Origin of the sequence: Thalassobacillus sp. CUG 92003, assembly GCF_013618635.1 — a bacterium.
Lineage (GTDB): Bacteria > Bacillota > Bacilli > Bacillales > Halobacillaceae > CUG-92003.
The window spans coordinates 1-16,257 of the sequence record NZ_JABLSJ010000007.1 but is presented as its reverse complement, the minus strand read 5'-3'; the positions used below and the strand labels follow the sequence as shown (position 1 = coordinate 16,257).

The following is a 16,257-nucleotide window of genomic DNA, read 5'->3' as shown; positions in this document are numbered from 1 at the left end:
TAAAAAAGGGGTACCGCAGATGCGGTACCCCTTATCTATATATGAGGAGATGAGGAAACAAGATTCATTTACCCTTTGTAGCAGGGACCTGCTTGGGCGATATTTTCACCTGCGTGGCGAAATTGCTTAAAGTTCTCATGAAACTTCATCGCCAGTTGAGAAGCACTCTGATCGTAAGCTACACGATCCTCCCAAGTCTGTCTTGGAATTAAAACCTCGTCAGGCACGCCTGGGCACTGGAGAGGAATGTGCAGCCCGAAGAAAGGATCTTGATGTGTTTCCACATGATCAAAGGCTCCTTCGAGTGCCGCTTGAACCATCGCTCTTGTATATGAGAGCTTCATGCGTTTTCCTTCACCATACGGACCACCTGTCCAACCTGTATTGACAAGATAAACCTGACTGTCATACTGATCAATTTTCTCGCCTAGCATTTCTGCATAGGTTGCTGGTGGAAGCGGGAGGAAAGGCGCTCCGAAACAGGCTGAAAACGTTGCTTGTGGAGACGTTACCCCTCGTTCGGTTCCAGCCAATTTACTTGTGTAGCCGCTGAGAAAATGATACATAGCCTGTTCTTTGGTCAGCTTACTGATGGGAGGCAAGACACCCGTGGCATCAGCAGTTAGGAAAATGATCGTATTGGGGTGGCCCGCTATGCTAGGCTGAATAATATGATCGATATTTTGAATAGGATAAGCAGCTCTCGTATTTTCTGTTAAGGACGTGTCGTCAAAATCTGGTTCGCGTGTGCCTTCTGTAAGGTTGACGTTCTCTAATACGGAACCGAAACGGATGGCGTTGTAAATTTGCGGCTCCTTCTCTTGTGACAAATTGATGCATTTGGCGTAGCATCCGCCTTCAATATTAAACACGCCATGGTCGGACCAAGCATGTTCATCATCACCGATTAACCGGCGGTGCTCATCAGCTGACAAGGTTGTTTTACCTGTCCCTGAAAGGCCGAAAAACAAAGCTACATCATGTTTCGAACCCACATTTGCGGAACAGTGCATGGGAAGCACATTTTTAGTTGGAAGCAAGAAATTCATGACGGAAAAAATGGACTTTTTTATTTCGCCAGCGTATTCGGTTCCCCCAATCAGGACGGTTCGATGTTTAAATGATATCATCACAAACGCTTCGGAATGCGTGCCATCTTTTGAGGGGTCCGCTTTGAAGGTTGGAGCCGATACAACGTTGAATTCAGGTTCATGCTCTTTAAGTTCATCCGTATCAGGGCGAATGAAGAGTTGGCGGGCAAATAAATTGTGCCAGGCAAATTCAGTTACGACCTGGATGGGCAAACGATGGTCATGGTCGGCACCAGCAAATCCATTAAAGACAAATAACTGTTGGTTTTGCCCCATATGATGAAGGACTTTGTGATAAAGATTGATGAATGTCTCTTCATCGATGGCCTGGTTGGTGGGTCCCCAATTCACAACGGAATCTGATTCTTGATCACGTACAATGAATTTATCTTGTGGCGAGCGCCCGGTATAGGTCCCGGTAGTTGCCCTGACAGCACCACTGGACGTTAAATCAGCTTCGTTTCGTTGTAATATGTTTTCGACCAGTTGGGGAACGGAAAGGTCGTGATAAACATTATCTTGCCTTAACATTGTTTTTAATTGCGACATTTGATTGATTGTGCTCATTTCTAACCCGCCTTTGCGAAATTTTTACCGTCAGGCACGGATATATGTGACAAATTATGATTATTAGTATAACACATTAATGTTATTAGTCCATACTATTTTAGGGTTGATTATTAATTTTCATTGTGGTCCATTTCTTGATATTAAATAATGTGCTCCTTATTGAGGGTGAAGTCAAACTGACTTGAATTGACATTAAGCTTCAATTTGGTTACGATAAATTTCGAACGGAAACTCTCTTATCCGGAGTTGGTGGAGGGACAGCCCCTGAGAAGCCCGGCAACCATCACGTGGAAGTGAAAAGGTGCTCAACTGCAGCAAGGCCATAGGTCTTGGACGATAAGAGCGAAAGGAACCATTCCCTTTCCTCACAATAGGAAAGGTTTTTTCTTTTTTAGAGCCTATAAGGGAAATGATTGCGTTTCCCCTGTCTCATTTACATTATATGCATATGATGTATGAGATATAGAAAAAAACTTACTTAGCTGACACAATATATAAGGATTGGTTCGTTTCTTATTCATCACTGGAGGAGTAGTTCCGTCTAAATTTTTGGATTTATGTGAAGGAGGAGTTTTAGAGAATGCCTGCAAGTCGCCGGTTGTTCACTTCAGAATCTGTAACAGAAGGGCATCCGGATAAGATCTGTGATCAAATATCCGATGCCATTTTAGACGAAATTTTAACAAACGATCCCAATGCCCGGGTTGCTTGTGAAACAACGGTTACGACAGGGCTTGTGTTAGTGTCAGGTGAAATTAGCACGTCTACCTACGTGGATATACCTACGATCGTACGTCAAACCATTAAGGACATTGGTTATACCAGAGCGAAATACGGCTTTGATGCAGACACGTGTGCTGTCCTGACTGCAATTGATGAGCAGTCTCCCGACATAGCTGGAGGGGTGGACCAAGCGCTTGAAACCAGAGAAGGCCAAATGACGGAAAAAGAATTGGAGTCCATCGGAGCGGGTGATCAAGGTCTGATGTTTGGTTACGCTAATAATGAAACGAGTGAATTGATGCCATTGCCCATTTCACTTGCCCACAAACTTGCCAGACGTTTATCTGCTGTCAGGAGAGACAATACGCTTGAGTATCTACGTCCGGATGGTAAAACACAGGTTACAGTCGAATACGATGAACACAATCGTCCGCTAAGAGTAGATACGATTGTCATATCGACGCAGCATGCAGAGGAAGTATCGCTCAGCCAAATTCAAGAGGATTTGAAAAAATATGTGATTACGCCGGTCGTGCCTGCGGAGTTAATCGATGACACGACGAAGTACTTTATCAACCCTACTGGCCGCTTTGTGATCGGCGGACCTCAAGGTGATGCAGGGTTAACCGGTCGGAAAATTATCGTGGATACTTACGGTGGTTATGCGCGTCATGGAGGAGGAGCTTTTAGCGGAAAGGATGCTACAAAGGTAGACCGGTCTGCCGCTTATGCCGCTCGATATGTCGCAAAAAATATTGTAGCTGCCGAATTAGCTGACAGCTGTGAAGTCCAGCTTGCCTACGCGATTGGGGTTGCGCAACCTGTTTCCATTTCCATCGATACCTTTGGTTCAGGAGTGGTCAGTGAGGAAGAATTGGTCGCGGCTGTACGCGAATTATTTGATCTTCGCCCAGCAGGCATTATTAAGATGCTGGATTTAAGACGACCGATTTACCGGGATACAGCTGTTTTTGGTCATTTTGGTCGTACAGACAAAGCATTTCCGTGGGAACAAACGGATAAAGCAGTGGAGTTGAAGAAACGATTCTAATTGCAGGTGGGCGTTTTTGTGCCAGGCGTTGTTATTTAACGCCTGGTTTTTTCATTGCTTAGGAAACTATAAAATTTTGGCCATGTGGATAACACATACTTAATTAGCCACGCCCAGATCCTCGGGACATAAGCAACCCACCCTGCGGAAGGAAAGGCCACCTTCCTCCTGGTGTTTTGCTTATGCGTGTCGGAGCTTCCGGGGGGCTTGCGCCTTTGTTCTGGGACTAGGGAACCTATCACGTGATATCTTATCGAACCTTGTTTATATTTGTGATATACTTTTTTAGACGAAGTCGCTGTTGAAAGTTTAACAGAACCTAGACAAAGACACTATAATGAATGGCAGAAAGAGAGGCACGTTTATGTGTGGTTTTATTGGGGTGCTCCGAAACCAGCCGGGTCAGCCTTCTGAAGAAGAACAATCAACTTTTCAACAACAATGCAATGTATTAAGACACCGTGGTCCGGATGATGAAGGATATTTTCATGATGAATATGTATCATTCGGCTTTCGACGGTTAAGTATAATCGATATTGACAGCGGGCAGCAGCCTTTGAGTTATGAAGATGAACGATATTGGATGGTTTTCAACGGTGAAATTTATAATTATGTGGAACTCCGTGAACAGCTATTGAAAGCAGGAGCGGAATTTGAAACGGAGTCTGATACGGAAGTCATTGCAGCGCTATTTCATTTTGAGCGTGAGCAGGCTTTTAAAGAACTTCGTGGCATGTTTTCCATCCTGATATGGGACAAAGAATTGCAGACTATGTATGGCGCACGTGACCCATTCGGCATCAAGCCTTTATTCTATACAGAAAAACAAGAAGGGACTTACTTTGCTTCTGAAAAGAAGAGTATCACGCTGGCTCATGAGAATGAAATCGTCAACACAGAAGCTTTGCAACATTACTTAAGCTTTCAATTTGTGCCGGAACCCTTAACATTGACAGATGACATATATAAAGCTGAGCCTGGCCATTATTTTGTTAAAAAAGCAGGGGAACCTATACAATTTTTCCGTTATTTTCATGCAACCTTTCAGCCGAAACTGATGGACAGACAAGCTTGGGTCAAGCAAATTCAAGATGTTATGTATGATTCAGTCAATAAACATATGCGCAGTGATGTTCCGGTGGGCTCCTTTTTATCAGGGGGGATTGACTCATCTATCATTGTCGCCATGGCCAGGGAATTCAATCCCAATATCAAGACCTTTTCTGTAGGGTTTGAACGGGAAGGGTATTCTGAAGTGGATGTGGCTAAAGAAACAGCTCGTCAATTAAATGTCGACAATATTTCCTACACCATTACAGCAGAAGAATATATGAAGAAATTGCCTAAAATCATGTATCACATGGATGACCCGCTGGCAGACCCTGCGTGTGTTCCATTGTATTTCGTGGCACGGGAAGCGCGTAAGCATGTGACAGTCGTCCTCTCTGGTGAAGGTAGTGATGAGTTGTTCGGTGGTTATAATATTTACAGAGAGCCCGAATCTCTTAAAATGTTTGACCACATCCCGCAAAAGTTTCATAAAGGGCTGGCTAAAGTAGCCGAAGTTCTGCCGGAAGGAGTCCGCGGGAAAAGTTTTCTAGAACGCGGCACAACACCGTTACGAGAGCGCTACATCGGTAATGCCAAAATGTTTGAAGAAGATGAAAAACGTCAGATTCTCCAGGATTTTCATGAGTCTTCACATTATCAAAGCTTAACAGAGGGCCTTTATGAAAATGCTGAAGGATATGATGCAGTCAACCAAATGCAATATATCGATATCCATACGTGGATGCGTGGAGATATTTTACTGAAGGCGGATAAGATGACAATGGCTCACTCTTTGGAATTAAGAGTGCCCTTTCTAGATAAAGAGGTATTCAATGTTGCACGTGAAATTCCAAAAGACATGAAAATCGCGGATGGCACGACAAAGCGTATCCTTCGCCAGGCCTCACGAGGAGTCGTACCTGATCATGTACTCGATCGGAAGAAACTTGGTTTTCCTGTTCCGATCCGACACTGGTTAAAGAACGAAATGAATGAATGGGCAAAGCATCTTATCAGAGAAAGTGAAACAGGTTACTTGATCAAAAAAGATTATATCTTAAACTTGCTTGATGATCATTGTAAAGGTAAAGCAGATTATAGCAGGAAGATATGGACGGTCCTTATGTTCATGTTGTGGCATCAAATTTTCATCGAGCGGAAATATTCCATACAAAACTTGATAGCTGAAGACCAAACAAAAAGCAAGCTCACCATCACTTAATGGTGATGGCTTGCTTGCCCATCTGCACCCAGGCTTCTTTAAAGGAACTGTGGGGTGCTTTTTTGTGTTTGTTTAACGGATCATTGAAATAGATGAACTCTTCGTCATACCCCGTGACAAGGACGGCATGCTCTTTATGCGTTACGGTGATCTCCCCTTGAGGAGTTTGCCACTCAGTAAATTGGCTGTCGGGCAGGTGTTCATATTGTGTATTCGTAATGACCCAAACAGGCTGCCCTTCATTCAGGTTTTTTAAAATGTAGGCGAAATCTTTTCCTGTTAAATCTGTCGTTCGATCGCCTGCATATTGCCGGACCAAATCCGCAACCGGCTTGTGATAAACGCCAAATCCCTCATTAGCCAGGTTGTACATATCCCCAACGAAACCTTCGTTAGGGTGGCCGTAATGGATTGTACCATTGATGATCTCCTGTTGTTCTTTGTTTTTCTTTATCTCATCTGCCAGAGTCATTTTATCAGCCGATATATTATGATAATTCAGCAGCATAGCCAAACTAGTGACTTCGCACCCGCGCGGTAACTCTGGATATTGTGATAATAAAGGTGCGTCGATTTTCACAGCCGACTTTAATTCAAACTGTTCGATCATAGGCTCGCTGTCTTGCTGAAGCGCATATGTAATAGGGATGGAACGTTGATCACGTTGTGAGAAAGATTGCTCCATCCACTTGTTCAATGACTCCCGGACTTCCTCCTGGTCTTGATGTAAGAGCATGACACCTAAGGCGAGGGAACATGCGGTAAACAAGTAGCTGTATTTGCGTGCAATTCGTCTCAGGGATGTTTCTAACCGAAATGAGAATAAAAACAGCATTATAGCCAGTGCAGCACTAGCTATGCCAAGTTCTAAGAACATACCACCCCTCCTTATAGTTACGTAGCTCCAATAAAATCAGGGGCTAAGTTGACAGGTTGTCCCTATAATATCGACCTTTTTCGATGTAAGTTTGACGGATTCGTTTCATTTCTTTCAAGTCGTGGTCATTTAATTCACGTACTACTTTAGCAGGGCGTCCAAAAGCTAGTGTGTGAGGCGGGATTTCTTTCCCAGGAGGCACGAGACTCCCCGCACCAATAAAGGCGCCTGAACCGATGACTGCTCCATCCAGGATCATGGTGCCCATCCCGATAAGGGAGTCATCTTCAATGTGAGCTGAGTGAAGCGTAACTTGGTGACCGACTGTAACACCTTCGCCTATAATTAAGGGCAGATTCGGGCTTTGATGAAGTAGACTAAGGTCCTGAATGTTGCTCCATTTGCCGATTTTCACTGGCGCCACGTCTCCTCGAATGACTGTTTTGAACCAGATGCTGACATCTTTTGCAATGGTGACATCCCCCGTTATAACAGTATCCTCAGCGATAAACGCCGATTCATGGATGTGTGGATGTTTACCTTTATATTCGCAAATCATCATTTTCCCCCTTATAATACTAATATAATTAGTATAGCAAATTTCAACAAGAAATCAGGGGGGACACAATGAAAAAATTGTTTGCAGACGAACCGCTTGCGACGCTTGTTATCGTTCATGGCGCGTTTGAACATAGCGGGCGCTACGATCGATTGGCCGCAAAGTTTCAGTCAGAAGGCTTTCATGTCATTTATGGTGATCTCCCGGGACAGGGTTCGACATATGAAAATCGCGGCCATATCAACTTTTTTGAAGAATACATTGAAGAGACAGCAGCTTGGCTGCAAGAGGCTTCAAGTTTGGGATTGCCTTTGTTCGTCATCGGTCACAGCATGGGCGGCATTGTTGTCATTAGAACGATGCAGAAACTCCGGCCTGAGGTGAACGGTGTTATATTATCTTCACCGGCGTTGGGCATAAAAGACGCACCGTCCAAATGGTTAACAGGTTTGACAAAGGCGTTGAATGTGCTATTTCCTAAATTTAAAGTGAAAACGCCGACATTTGCTGAAAAAGTGACCCGAAACCCGCGCGTTATTGCCCAAGACAAACAAGACCCTTATATATTGAAAAAAGTGTCGGTGCGCTGGTATTCAGAATTCGCCAGCGGAATAGAAAAAGCTTTCCGAGATTATCAGGCCTTTCCTGATGTGCCGCTGCTGGTTATGCAGGCTGGTCAGGACTTGATGGTTGAGAAGGAAAAAACAGAAGAATGGTTTGACATGGTGGATCTTCATGATAAAACGTATCAAGATTGGCCAGACTTATACCACGAAGTCTTTAATGAACCAGAATGGGAAGAGGTTGTGAACGATACGCTTTCCTTTATAAAGCAGAGATTGAATCATCATTTTGTTGAGTCAGGAGGGGATACAATTGAACACCCCAGTCCCACGTAATGCTTTCTCATTAATGGCTGCTGTGTATGGCCGCATTTTTCCAGAAGTGCATAAGGAGCTTGAGGGTTGGATAACCCAAGCGCAAGCCATTCCTGATCAGGAGTTGCGGACACAAGCCTTGTCGAGTATTGAGACAAAGACCTTTCATTGTGAAGGGGGCGGCATTTATGCTCTTCTGGCCGGGGAGAACTGGAGAACAGCTATTCGTTTCATTGTTGCGTACCAAACCATCAGTGACTACCTTGACAATCTTTGCGACCGAAGCACTTCCATGGATCCGCAGGATTTCAGGATGCTGCATGAAGCGATGACGGATGCTCTGACCCCGGGTAATCAATTAAAAAATTACTATCAGTTCCGTTCCGAGCAGAACGATGGAGGTTATTTAGAACAGCTTGTCACGACGTGTCAGGACGCCCTGGATTCGGTCCCTGATTATGAAGTGGCGGGAGGTTTCGCCAGAAAACTGGGTGGTTTATACAATGATTTGCAAGTACATAAACATGTATTTGAAGAAGAGCGGATTCCACGGTTACAAAATTGGTTTGCTTCGCATCAGGCGGAATGGCCAGAACTGAAATGGTATGAATTTTCCGCATGTACAGGGTCCACTCTCGGCATATTTTGCCTGGTTAGTTACACCCTCTCCGGAGAGATGTCCAGTGATCTGGCTGAAAAAATTGCTAGAAGCTATTTTCCTTTTATGCAAGGCCTCCACATCATGCTTGATTACTACATCGATCAAATGGAAGATGAGGCAGAAGGGGATCTTAACTTTTGCTCTTACTATGACCATGAAGAAGAAATGAAGCAGCGGTTTATCTATTTTGTCGAACAAGCACGGTCTCATGTCCAACTCCTGCCGAACCCCAAGTTTCATGAGATGATACGCGAAGGGCTAGTTGGCATGTATTTAGCAGATCGCAAAGTTGCTCATCTAGAAAACGCTCAACATTTTGCTAAAGCTTTATTAAGAGCAAGCGGCCGCAAAGCAAAATTTTTCTATTTTAACACCAAAATGTACCATAAAATGAAGCCTGAACGATCATTGTAGATCATTCAGGCTTCGCTTTTTTTTCGATGGCAAGAAGAAAGGGAGGCGTGTTGACTTGATTGATGAACCCATACTGTAGAACGTTGTAATAAGTTTGATCCAACTGTCCGGCAAATTCTAATAGAGCGTTCTTTTCAGCTTGGCCGCCTTCGTGCCCATGGTAAACGACAATAGCGAGGATCCCGCTCACTTTCAGGTGAGCCAGTAGTTCATGAACGGCTTTAAGTGTGTGCTCCGCTTCCGTAATAATGGATTTATCACTGCCTGGCAAATACCCTAAGTTGAATATCCCGGCTTGTATCTGGAATGTGTGTGCTTCTTCCAAGTAGTGTGGAAAGTTAGCATGACTGTCCTGGATTAATGTGACAGCCTGTTCCAGGTGATGCCGGTGTAATCTGTCAGCAGTTGACTGAATAGCAGCTTCTTGAATGTCAAAGCCGTAAACATGGCCTGCTGACCCGACAAGTTCGCTTAATAATAACGTGTCGTGACCATTGCCGCAGGTCCCGTCAATGGCGATGTCACCCGGAGCTAAGTTTTGTTTCATTAATTCGTGAGCGTAATCAAGCGCACGGTGCAACTTCATGTCAGTTGAGGGGCTTTCTTTTGATAATGTTTGCCTTGCCAGCTTTCACGTCGTTCGAGTTCTGCATCAATGTCATTCAGCACTTGCCATTTATTCATGCTCCACATGGGGCCGACCAATAATTCAGGGGGCCCGTCTCCGGTAATTCTATGGATGATCATGCTAGGAGGTAATATTTCAAGTTGATCAACCACAATGTTAATGTAGTCTTCTTTAGAAAGGAAGTTTAAATGACCCCGCTCGTATTGTTTGACCATAGGCGTGCCTTTTAACAAATGAAGCAAGTGGATTTTTATGCCCTGCACATCCAGGTCAGCGACAGCTTGTGCGGTTTCCATCATCATTTCATAATCCTCACCAGGGAGACCGTTGATCAGATGAGAGCAGACACGGATGTTATGCTTGCGCAGTTTGTTTACGCCTTCCTGGTAACATTCAAAGTCATGGGCACGATTGATAAGCTCAGCCGTCTCTTCGTGAACGGTTTGCAGGCCAAGCTCAACCCAAAGGTAGACACGTTCATTTAATTCTGCCAAGTACTCGACAACATCATCAGGCAGGCAATCGGGTCGGGTAGCGATGGATAACCCGACGACGCCCTCTTGTTTCAACACTTTTTCATATTTTTCACGCAGTTCTGATACAGGCGCGTGAGTATTCGTAAAGGCTTGAAAGTAAGCCATATATTTACCGTCTTTCCACTTGTGATGCATTTGATCTTTGACTTTATGAAATTGGACTTCGAGGTCTTCTGCTCGATCACCGGCAAAATCACCACTGCCGGCCGCGGAACAGAATGTACATCCGCCATGAGCGACGGTGCCATCGCGATTGGGGCAATCGAAACCGCCATCAAGAGCGACTTTGAATACTTTATGTCCAAACGTGTTTTTAAGATGGTAATTCCATGAGTGGTAGCGTTTCTTGTCAAAAGAATATGGAAATGGATTATTCATATAGGGACTCCTTCACGTATCAATTAGATTAACCAACATTGTAGCACGAACAGTGGACCATTCCCAAACTTCCGTGTATGAAATGCGGGGCTGCGGCTGAAAATACATACGAGGTGATGATGATGACAACACGCGATTCGATTGACGGGTTGATTCATGAAGCAACCAATCGACTGGACCAAGCCAATCAAGCCATGAATCAAGCCGACCGAAATGGGTACAGCATCAACGACGAATATGTGGCGACCCAACAAGCATTGGAACAAACCGAAGTAGAGATACAAAAAATGATGAACAGTGCCAATCACCAACAAAAAGAACAGTTGCATCGGCTCCATTTACAAGTCTCCCAATGTTTGAACGATATGATACTCGATGCAATCGATGTAGATGAACATTCCTAAAGAGTTGAATTTTAATGCGGCCGCGAACCGGTCGCATTTTACATATTATCCGAAAGGAAGCAGGAGTTTATCATTTTGTCACGAACATGGTGATACGAATAAAGGTGAAGAGGAGGAATTATGATGAACGTCACGGAAATGCAAGGTCATTCATCTCACGTGAACAAAGTGCGCTTTTCGAAGGACAGCAACTATATCGCTTCTGCGGGCTTCAGTGGTGAACTCTATTTATGGGATGTGGAAACACGAGAGAAGGTGCAGGTTTATGAGGGGCATACTCAAACGGTAAATGGGGTTGAGTTCCTCAATGATGAGACACTCGTCGCGGCTTCTGGGGATGGCACGATCACGGCTCATTCTATTTCAACCAGTGCGCCTGAGTTGGAGTGGCAGGACCCAAAATCCGGCGTGAATCATTTGGCTGTGTCTCATAAAAAGGAACACATCATAACGAGCACGAAAACCAATCTGTTCATCGTTCGTGAATGGCCAGACGGGCATATCATCACCAAGAAGAAAAGTGATCATAAGCAGAGTGGTGTCATGGATACAGCGCAAACCCACTTGCACATGATGATAGGTGGGCTCGGTAAGCAATTAAGACGTTTCGATATCCAGTCTGGGGAAGAAATTGAACGAATGAAAGCGCATGAAACCGCAACAATGGGCTTTCGTTTCTTTGATGATGATCGTCATGGCATCTCGGTAGGCTATGACGGGGCCATTATGATTTGGGACATGACCGCCCACCAATTGCTTGAGTCCCACCAGGTGGGAGACACAGGTTTTTATGGCATAGCTGTATCCCCTCAAGGCGACCGTGCAGCTGTTTGCTTGCCACACGCTTTGAAAATCATCCGATTAAAAGACTTAGCCACAGAAGCAGTCGACGTTTCACCCAAAGGAAATTATGATGTTACGTTTTCACCGGATGGACAACGCATTGCCATGGCTTCAGCAGACAAACGGATAAGGCTGTTTGAATCATAATCTGTTGAGCACACTTTAACGACTGGAGCTGCTGCGGCCCTTCCGTTTGTTTTGTACGGTGTTATAGGCCTTACGAGCGTAATGCTTCGTCTTCTCCGGGTTACGCTGTGCATAACTGACAGCTTTTCTGAGTAATTGTTTCATATACTTCCCTCCTAATTGAAATTCTTATCTGTCAATTCCTTATTCAGGAGGGCTTCAAACATGATAGAGGACGCTTGACAAAGCGATTTGGTTTAATTAAGATACGATTATAAGTATATCGTCTCCCAAGCAGTTTTGACTGCTGGCAAGAAGATGTCACAGTGTGGTTGGTGACATCTTTCATAAAAGTAAATAAAACAGGACTTGGAAAAGGAGTAGTAGTAAAGCTTTAAGTTGCTAGAGAGACAGTGGTGGTGCGAACTGTCCTTAAACTTTATGAACTCGCCTTGGATGTCGCAGGAATGAACGAGGAGTAATTCTTGCCGGTTAGATTCCGTTATCACTACATATAAGAGAACGATTCAGTTGTTAAATTGGGTGGTACCGCGGGAAGAAAACTCTCGTCCCATTTGTGGGATGGGAGTTTTTTGTTTACAGATTGACGGAGGTGGAATAAATGGCATTTGACCATAAAGCTATTGAAGCAAAATGGAGAACGTATTGGCTTGAAAATAAAATATTTAAAACAGATGAGCATTCTGAAAAAGAAAAATTCTATGCACTTGATATGTTTCCTTATCCATCAGGTGCTGGATTGCATGTGGGGCATCCGGAAGGCTACACAGCGACGGACATTTTGTCGCGAATGAAACGCATGCAAGGTTATGAGGTGCTTCACCCCATGGGGTGGGATGCGTTTGGTCTGCCTGCTGAACAATACGCCTTAGATACCGGAAATGACCCTGAGGAGTTTACGAAAGCAAATATCACGACGTTTAAGCGTCAAATCAAGGAGCTAGGGTTCTCCTATGATTGGGATAGGGAAATCAATACGACAGATCCCCATTATTATAAGTGGACGCAGTGGATTTTCTTGAAACTTTATGAAAAAGGCCTGGCTTATATTGATGAAGTGCCAGTCAATTGGTGCCCTGCCTTAGGCACTGTGCTTGCAAATGAAGAAGTCATTGACGGCAAAAGTGAGCGTGGGGATCACCCGGTGGAACAACGTCCTATGAAGCAATGGATGCTGAAAATCACTGCCTACGCTGATCGGCTGTTAGATGACTTAGATGAATTGGATTGGCCAGAAAGCATCAAAGAAATGCAACGAAACTGGATAGGAAAATCTGAAGGTGCAGAAGTTGTGTTTGAAGTCGAAGAGACCGGTGATACCTTTGATGTTTTCACAACGCGTCCTGACACGCTATATGGAGCTACTTATGCTGTATTGGCGCCTGAGCATCCATTGGTGGATAACGTTGTCTCTGAAGAAAAACGCTCAGAAGTGGAGCACTATTTAAAAGAGGCGAAGAAGAAGAGCGAACTTGAAAGGACAGATCTTGCCAAGGACAAAACAGGTGTATTTACTGGCGCTTACGCTGTTAATCCGATTAATGGAGAAAAACTCCCAATTTGGATTGCTGATTATGTCCTGACAAGCTATGGAAGCGGGGCGATCATGGCGGTTCCAGCTCATGATGAACGTGACTATGAATTCGCTCAAAAATATGATCTGCCAATCGTGCCCGTTGTGGAAGGCGGTAATGTCGAGAAGGAAGCTTACACGGGTAACGGTAAGCACATAAACTCTGGTATCCTGAACGGTCTGGAGGAAGAAGAGGCGATCGAAAAAGCGATTGAATGGTTAGAGACCCATGAAAAAGGTGAACGCAAAACGACGTATCGCCTTCGTGATTGGCTATTCAGCCGCCAACGCTATTGGGGAGAACCTATCCCGGTTATCCATTGGGAAAACGGGTCCATTACTGCTGTACCTGAAGACGAATTACCGGTCGAACTGCCCAAAACAACAGAAATCAAATCGGCCGGCACAGGCGAATCTCCGTTGGCTAATATGGAAGAATGGGTGCAAGTGACAGATCCTGAGACAGGAATGAAGGGGCGCCGCGAAACGAATACAATGCCCCAGTGGGCAGGAAGCTGCTGGTACTATTTGCGTTACGTCGATCCCGATAATTCCCGTGAGATTGCCGATTTTGAAAAGCTGAAAAAATGGCTTCCGGTCGATGTTTATATCGGAGGCGCCGAGCACGCTGTTCTGCATTTGCTATACGCTCGTTTTTGGCACAAGGTTTTATATGATGAAGGAATTGTTCCGACGAAAGAGCCTTTCCAAAAACTATTTAACCAAGGCATGATACTTGGTGAGAATAACGAGAAAATGAGCAAATCCAAAGGGAACGTTGTGAACCCTGATGAGATTGTTTCCACGCATGGTGCGGACACATTAAGGCTTTATGAAATGTTCATGGGTCCACTAGAAGCTTCAGTTGCCTGGTCTACCAACGGACTTGAAGGCGCGCGAAGGTTCTTGGATCGTGTATGGCGTTTGTTTATTGACGGAGAGCAACTGAGGGATAGCGTTGTTAATGAAACATCCAACAGTGAACTCGATAAAACCTACCATGAGACCGTCAAAAAAGTGACTGAGAACTTTGAATCACTGCGATTCAATACCGCTATCTCACAGATGATGGTATTTATCAATGAATGTTACAAAGCAGCTGAGATTCCGCGCAATTATGCAGAGGGCTTCACGAAAATGCTTTCACCAGTCGCGCCGCATCTTGCAGAGGAATTGTGGCAGAAGCTGGGCAATGAAGAAACAATCAGCTACCAGTCTTGGCCTACACATGATGCTTCCAAACTTATAGAAGATGAAATTGAAATTGTGATTCAAATCAAGGGGAAAGTTCGTGCGAAAATGAAGATATCCCCGGACGCCTCAGAAGAAGATCTTGAAAAAATGGCATTAGAGAACGAGACCATTCAAGAATGGTTGGAAGGAAAAACCGTGAGAAAAGTCATCGCCATTCCAGGTAAGCTCGTAAATATTGTTGCCCAATAAAAGATGAGGCCGGATTCTCTGCTAGAGTGTCCGGCCTTTTCGTTGGCCCAAAAGGAAGAAGCCGATTTCTTGACTTTGCGCACTATTTTAATAAAATAAGGCAGTGCAGAACTTAAATGAGGAGGTTAAATGATGAGTCATATTAATGAAATTACGCCTGAAAAACTTGAGGAAATGTTAGATAACAATCAAGACATTCATGTTATAGATGTACGGGAAAATGAGGAAGTCGCTCAAGGTATGATTCCGACTGCTACTCATATCCCACTTGGTCATGTTCCGGAAGCGGCTCCAGATCTGGATAAAGACAAGGAATATGTTATGGTCTGCCGGTCTGGGAAAAGGAGTATGAACGCTGCGACCTATTTAAAAGAGAATGGTTTTAACAATGTCAACAATCTCGCAGGCGGGATGCTTGACTGGAGCGGAGAAAAGGAATTTTAGTAAAGGAGTTCGCCGCTGATGGAAGTATTAGCCGTTGTTATCTCACTTATAATCACAATTACTCTGATTAAGTTTGTTTTCTCTTTTCATCACTTGGAAAAAATCGATCCTCATGCGGTTAAGAGCGATCGCTTTTGCTTGATTGATATCAGGGATTATATTTCGGCGAATAACTCTCCTTTTCCTGGAGCCGATAACATCCCCCTTAGTTATCTTTCTCGAGAATTAAATAAAACAGTGGACTGCCCGAAAGAGATTTTGCTCATATCGGATGATTTGCGGGGAGCACGCTTGGCTGCCAAAATGATTAGGAAGAAGAGAAATAAACATGTTTTTTATACGAAAGCTGGTTAAGCCGCCTTTTCGCAAGGGAAAGGCGGCTTTTCTGTTGAAAAATCGAGTTACACATTGCTTTTGATTGCTATAAAAGTGTGGCTTTAGGGATTTGAACAGGTGAAGCGGTAGCTTTTATAATAGAGGATATACGCCTTTCAACACGGGGTTTAATAGAGTTTGTATAAATAATCTAGTATCTTTGGTTTTAACCGTTGACATCAGGGGTATAGACCTGTAATATATTCAGTGCTGTTTCTTGAAGACAGCTTCTAATACGCATCATTCGCTAATAGATTAAGAGGTTAATAGTTATTGACATTTTATAGCGTTTTATGCTAGAATATCTTTACTGTCGTCATTAGGCAGATATCTAATCGATCTTTGAAAACTGAACAAACCAACCAGTACGTCAATTCAGTTTCTTCTATA

Annotated in this window: 15 protein-coding genes, 1 riboswitch and 1 other annotated feature; of the genes, 9 read left to right on the top strand and 6 right to left on the bottom strand. The window is 44.1% G+C overall.

All coding sequences use genetic code 11. The features are described from left to right. Positions 1-68: 68 nt before the first annotated feature. Positions 69-1,658: a phosphoenolpyruvate carboxykinase (ATP) gene (gene pckA / locus HOP45_RS11785; protein WP_181349494.1), complete on the bottom strand. Its 1,590-nt coding sequence runs from the start codon at positions 1,656-1,658 to the stop codon at positions 69-71. A gap of 236 nt (positions 1,659-1,894) precedes the next feature. Then, positions 1,895-2,004, top strand: a riboswitch (SAM riboswitch). Between the two features lie 237 nt (positions 2,005-2,241). Here pckA and metK point away from each other — a divergent pair. Further along, positions 2,242-3,435 carry a methionine adenosyltransferase gene (gene metK, locus HOP45_RS11780; protein WP_181349493.1) on the top strand — a complete coding sequence of 398 codons (1,194 nt, stop codon included), beginning with the start codon at positions 2,242-2,244 and terminating at the stop codon, positions 3,433-3,435. Between the two features lie 364 nt (positions 3,436-3,799). After that, complete coding sequence (asnB, locus tag HOP45_RS11775; protein ID WP_181349492.1) at positions 3,800-5,707, top strand: asparagine synthase (glutamine-hydrolyzing); 1,908 nt, start codon at positions 3,800-3,802, stop codon at positions 5,705-5,707. Here the strand turns inward: asnB and HOP45_RS11770 are convergent. Both HOP45_RS11770 and HOP45_RS11765 read right to left on the bottom strand, forming a co-directional pair. Then, on the bottom strand, positions 5,700-6,584 hold the full coding sequence (locus HOP45_RS11770; protein ID WP_255437623.1) for a C39 family peptidase: 885 nt from the start codon (positions 6,582-6,584) through the stop codon (positions 5,700-5,702). The two genes, asnB and HOP45_RS11770, sit on opposite strands and share 8 nt — an antisense overlap. 43 nt (positions 6,585-6,627) lie before the next feature. Further along, entirely contained in the window at positions 6,628-7,143 is a 516-nt protein-coding gene (locus tag HOP45_RS11765; RefSeq protein ID WP_181349491.1) for a gamma carbonic anhydrase, read from the bottom strand. Positions 7,144-7,211: 68 nt separating this feature from the next. Between HOP45_RS11765 and HOP45_RS11760 the strand changes: the two genes are divergently transcribed. Together HOP45_RS11760 and HOP45_RS11755 are read left to right on the top strand one after the other, a co-directional pair. Continuing rightward, entirely contained in the window at positions 7,212-8,042 is an 831-nt protein-coding gene (locus HOP45_RS11760) for an alpha/beta hydrolase (protein ID WP_181349490.1), read from the top strand. Then, positions 8,020-9,096: a tetraprenyl-beta-curcumene synthase family protein gene (locus HOP45_RS11755; protein WP_304650473.1), complete on the top strand. Its 1,077-nt coding sequence runs from the start codon at positions 8,020-8,022 to the stop codon at positions 9,094-9,096. The genes HOP45_RS11760 and HOP45_RS11755 overlap by 23 nt, the downstream gene beginning before the upstream one ends. A gap of 1 nt (position 9,097) precedes the next feature. On the opposite strand, the gene mnmM is transcribed toward HOP45_RS11755, so the two are convergent. Both mnmM and mnmL read right to left on the bottom strand, forming a co-directional pair. Next, complete coding sequence (gene mnmM, locus HOP45_RS11750; RefSeq protein ID WP_181349489.1) at positions 9,098-9,682, bottom strand: tRNA 5-(aminomethyl)-2-thiouridylate-methyltransferase MnmM; 585 nt, start codon at positions 9,680-9,682, stop codon at positions 9,098-9,100. Continuing rightward, positions 9,679-10,638 carry a tRNA modification radical SAM protein MnmL/YtqA gene (gene mnmL / locus HOP45_RS11745; protein WP_181349488.1) on the bottom strand — a complete coding sequence of 320 codons (960 nt, stop codon included), beginning with the start codon at positions 10,636-10,638 and terminating at the stop codon, positions 9,679-9,681. Before mnmL ends, mnmM begins: the two co-directional genes overlap by 4 nt. Before the next feature lie 122 nt (positions 10,639-10,760). On the opposite strand from mnmL, the gene HOP45_RS11740 reads away from it, so the two are divergent. Together HOP45_RS11740 and HOP45_RS11735 are read left to right on the top strand one after the other, a co-directional pair. Continuing rightward, a complete protein-coding gene (locus HOP45_RS11740; RefSeq protein ID WP_181349487.1) occupies positions 10,761-11,042 on the top strand; it encodes a DUF2524 family protein in 282 nt (93 codons plus the stop codon). Between the two features lie 123 nt (positions 11,043-11,165). Then, a complete protein-coding gene (locus HOP45_RS11735; RefSeq protein WP_181349486.1) occupies positions 11,166-12,032 on the top strand; it encodes a WD40 repeat domain-containing protein in 867 nt (288 codons plus the stop codon). 15 nt (positions 12,033-12,047) lie between these two features. Here HOP45_RS11735 and HOP45_RS20730 read toward each other — a convergent pair whose 3' ends face one another. Next, positions 12,048-12,176: a hypothetical protein gene (locus HOP45_RS20730; protein ID WP_255437622.1), complete on the bottom strand. Its 129-nt coding sequence runs from the start codon at positions 12,174-12,176 to the stop codon at positions 12,048-12,050. A 196-nt stretch (positions 12,177-12,372) separates the two neighbouring features. Continuing rightward, positions 12,373-12,588, top strand: a binding site (T-box leader). Positions 12,589-12,633: 45 nt separating this feature from the next. Here HOP45_RS20730 and leuS point away from each other — a divergent pair. The 3 genes from leuS to HOP45_RS11720 all read left to right on the top strand — a co-directional run bounded on the left by leuS (position 12,634) and on the right by HOP45_RS11720 (position 15,846). Continuing rightward, on the top strand, positions 12,634-15,048 hold the full coding sequence (gene leuS / locus HOP45_RS11730) for a leucine--tRNA ligase (RefSeq protein WP_181349485.1): 2,415 nt from the start codon (positions 12,634-12,636) through the stop codon (positions 15,046-15,048). Positions 15,049-15,180: 132 nt separating this feature from the next. Continuing rightward, positions 15,181-15,492, top strand: coding sequence for a rhodanese-like domain-containing protein (locus tag HOP45_RS11725; protein WP_181349484.1), 312 nt, complete (start codon positions 15,181-15,183; stop codon positions 15,490-15,492). A gap of 18 nt (positions 15,493-15,510) precedes the next feature. Beyond that, a complete protein-coding gene (locus HOP45_RS11720) occupies positions 15,511-15,846 on the top strand; it encodes a rhodanese-like domain-containing protein (RefSeq protein WP_181349483.1) in 336 nt (111 codons plus the stop codon). The last annotated feature ends 411 nt before the right edge of the window (positions 15,847-16,257 follow it).

Excerpts from the sequence above, each read along its gene's own strand:
- pckA (WP_181349494.1), bottom strand. The coding sequence starts at position 1,658 with ATGAGCACAATCAATCAAATGTCGCAATTAAAAACAATGTTAAGGCAA.
- metK (WP_181349493.1), top strand. The coding sequence starts at position 2,242 with ATGCCTGCAAGTCGCCGGTTGTTCACTTCAGAATCTGTAACAGAAGGG.
- asnB (WP_181349492.1), top strand. The coding sequence starts at position 3,800 with ATGTGTGGTTTTATTGGGGTGCTCCGAAACCAGCCGGGTCAGCCTTCT.
- HOP45_RS11770 (WP_255437623.1), bottom strand. The coding sequence starts at position 6,584 with ATGTTCTTAGAACTTGGCATAGCTAGTGCTGCACTGGCTATAATGCTG.
- HOP45_RS11765 (WP_181349491.1), bottom strand. The coding sequence starts at position 7,143 with ATGATTTGCGAATATAAAGGTAAACATCCACACATCCATGAATCGGCG.
- HOP45_RS11760 (WP_181349490.1), top strand. The coding sequence starts at position 7,212 with ATGAAAAAATTGTTTGCAGACGAACCGCTTGCGACGCTTGTTATCGTT.
- mnmM (WP_181349489.1), bottom strand. The coding sequence starts at position 9,682 with ATGAAGTTGCACCGTGCGCTTGATTACGCTCACGAATTAATGAAACAA.
- mnmL (WP_181349488.1), bottom strand. The coding sequence starts at position 10,638 with ATGAATAATCCATTTCCATATTCTTTTGACAAGAAACGCTACCACTCA.
- HOP45_RS11740 (WP_181349487.1), top strand. The coding sequence starts at position 10,761 with ATGACAACACGCGATTCGATTGACGGGTTGATTCATGAAGCAACCAAT.
- HOP45_RS11735 (WP_181349486.1), top strand. The coding sequence starts at position 11,166 with ATGAACGTCACGGAAATGCAAGGTCATTCATCTCACGTGAACAAAGTG.
- HOP45_RS20730 (WP_255437622.1), bottom strand. The coding sequence starts at position 12,176 with ATGAAACAATTACTCAGAAAAGCTGTCAGTTATGCACAGCGTAACCCG.
- leuS (WP_181349485.1), top strand. The coding sequence starts at position 12,634 with ATGGCATTTGACCATAAAGCTATTGAAGCAAAATGGAGAACGTATTGG.
- HOP45_RS11725 (WP_181349484.1), top strand. The coding sequence starts at position 15,181 with ATGAGTCATATTAATGAAATTACGCCTGAAAAACTTGAGGAAATGTTA.
- HOP45_RS11720 (WP_181349483.1), top strand. The coding sequence starts at position 15,511 with ATGGAAGTATTAGCCGTTGTTATCTCACTTATAATCACAATTACTCTG.